Source organism: Methanocalculus sp. (assembly GCF_029762515.1).
Lineage (GTDB): Archaea > Halobacteriota > Methanomicrobia > Methanomicrobiales > Methanocorpusculaceae > Methanocalculus.
Map to the genome: position 1 here is coordinate 1 of NZ_JARVGN010000444.1, position 1,774 is coordinate 1,774.

General features: G+C 54.6%; 1 protein-coding gene. It reads right to left on the reverse strand.

What is annotated here, in order from left to right; translation table 11 throughout:
• Nucleotides 1–115 precede the first annotated feature (115 nt).
• The coding region (locus QCH34_RS11965; protein ID WP_300334470.1) for a serine hydrolase domain-containing protein at nt 116–1,774 on the reverse strand (1,659 nt) is incomplete at its 5' end.

Below are 1,774 nucleotides of genomic sequence, written 5' to 3' on the forward strand. Positions count from 1 at the left end.
GCACCCCCGGAGAACCATCCCCACTCTGTGCCTGTTGCAGCGGGTGCAAGTGTAGTTCCCAGGAGCTGCCCATGCGTTTTCTCCTGACTGAGAAGGGGCGGCGCCTGATTCGCTCCTAAACCGGGAGCAAAAGGTTCCAGGAATAGAGCCAGAGCAGGAAGAAGACTGCCACAGCTCCGATGAACACCCCATCAATCTCTCTCTTCTGCCTGTTCCGGATAATATGGAGGATCAGGCATGCCGTCAGCACCAGAGTGGCAGCCGGTATGCAGCGTATCGCACTCAACCCTGGCGGGAGACCAAAGAGTATGCCGACTATCCTGATAGTGCCAAAGAAGAGGAGCATGAAGAGGATTGCCGTTCCTGAAACAAGGGCGATCAGGATGTATCCCTGCTTCTGAAATGGATCGGTCGTTTCAAATGCCCGTTTTCCACCGATGACTGCCCCGGAGAGGAAGACTCCTGCAAAGAAGAGGAGGAGGAGATAGTTAAGGTGTGGATCCCAAGGCCAGCCTGCCCGCTTCCAGCTAATCGAAGGGATGCTGTCCATAAACATCCAGTTTTCACCTTCTGTTTCTGCGAAGACAAGCTTTTCATAGGTATTCACCCCTACAAAATAGCCCGGCTCCACCTCCTGAAATACAGAATCTCCGATCCTTATCCTGTCACCATCCGAATGAACCTGTATCGACAGCTGCTCCCGTCCGATTATGAGCAGTATCCTTTCAAATCCGGCTACAGGAGCACGTGAAGAGATGTATGTTCCTGCATAGGCCCTTGTTGATTCCTCCCGGTATGGAAATGGCTCTTCTTCCTCTGCACGGAGGTATGTGTCGAGGAAGGTATGCAGAAGCAGAAACCGCTCAGCCGATCCTCCTGCTCCTGTATAGCAGATAAAGATCCCGAGATTCTCTTCAGGGACGAGGGCAAGAAGGGCGGAGGTTCCGGGAACATCCCCGGCATGCCAGAGAACCCGTCTCTCTCCATGGGAGCGTTCAAAAAAGCCTCCACGGGTGATCCCTGAAAGCCGTTCGTCATGGGAGAAGATCCGGGGATGGGCGTCTTCTCCTGCTTCCAGTGCATGGATCATATAGAGCCCCATATCATGCGCAGTCGTATGCATGCCACCGGCCGGGGGATACCGTGAGTAAATAGGGATGCCTTCGGTGAGGACTGTACCGGGGGATCTGGCTTCGAGATGATCCGGGAGGGGTTCCCGTACCGTTGTTGATACCATCCCGATTGGGGTGAGGATCTCCCGCTCGATATATTCCTGGTAGGAGGTGCCGCTCACCTCCCCGATCACCGCTCCGGCGAGGAGAGCGCCGATATTCGAGTATGAGGCGATCCTGCCCGGTTCACGAACCCGTTCCGGCTGTGATTGTGCATAGGTTTCAAATGCGGGGACTATCTCGAGAGGATTCTGTGTGAAGATACCAATTGCCACTTCATCCAGGCCGGATGTGTGGGTCATCAGGTGATTGAGCGTTATTGGTTCGGCATAGGTCTCCGGGATCACTGGTTCCGGCAGGTACAGATTGAGATCCGAATCGAAATCGAGCAATCCCTGATTTGCCAGCCGGAGTGCCGCCTCCCAGGTGAAGAGTTTTGTGACTGAACCGATCGGAAGGAGTGTATCCTCAGGATCGAGCGGATAGCTCCCGTCAGCATCTGCGAATCCGTATCCGAGGAGAGCGACTATCTCTTCATCAGCGACAACTGCAATAACCGCACCGGGTATATCCGGATCCCGGAGATCTTCTGCCAGATGTGC